Source organism: Oleiphilus sp. HI0079, from assembly GCF_001635105.1.
In genome coordinates, this window is record NZ_LWFT01001210.1 from 1 (window position 1) to 732 (window position 732).

General features: G+C 46.4%; 1 protein-coding gene. It reads left to right on the forward strand.

What is annotated here, in order from left to right:
- Nucleotides 1–328: 328 nt before the first annotated feature.
- Nucleotides 329–732, forward strand: a 404-nt coding sequence (locus A3750_RS21540; protein WP_197475221.1) for an exodeoxyribonuclease V subunit gamma, incomplete at its 3' end; no start/stop codon positions are given.

Here is a 732-nt window from a genome sequence, read left to right on the forward strand (position 1 = left end):
GCGACATTTGAAGATGACGCCGGTGCATACGACCAAAAAGATGCGGAAGGTTTTATTAAGCTCAGTGCCTTAAGACTTCGCATTGCTGCAGGCCGAGGCCGCGATCAGTCCTAAAGGTTTGATGTTCGCTGTTTTAAAGAGCCGGCCATATTTGAGCCGGCTTTTTTGTGTTCGTTGTTTGTGTTGTGAATTCCTTCCAGTCCGGATCTCTAGATCAGATTAAAACTGTGCTCAAAAATCTTGATTTAAGTTTTGATTTGAGCTCTTAGCCGTATGGAGCGTTGGGTAATAGCGGGTATACTGTTTTCACTTGATCTCAAGGACGGCCATGCTCTACTTATATCCATCTAACAAAACCGAAACCCTAGCTCAAATACTCGCAAAGCTGCAAAGCACACCACCGCTTGCCGACCCTTTCGCATCCGAGATTGTTTTAACCCAAAGCTACGGCATGGGCGTGTGGTTAAAGCAACGTATTTCGGATCATCAAGGCATTGCTTGTATGGTTGATACACAAATGCCGGGTGCTTTTCTTTGGCAGCTGATTGAGTCGCTTGTTTCTGAAAAAAGTGAGCATAGCTCAACCGTTCAGCATTTTGAGAAATCGACCCTGCGTTGGGAAATATTCCGTCTCTTACCGGATCTGATTGATCAACCGGAGTTTGATGGTCTTCGAGCTTATGTCGATTCGCTTGTTGCGCGGTCTGGTCGTTCCGGGCGTGAGCAAAGCCT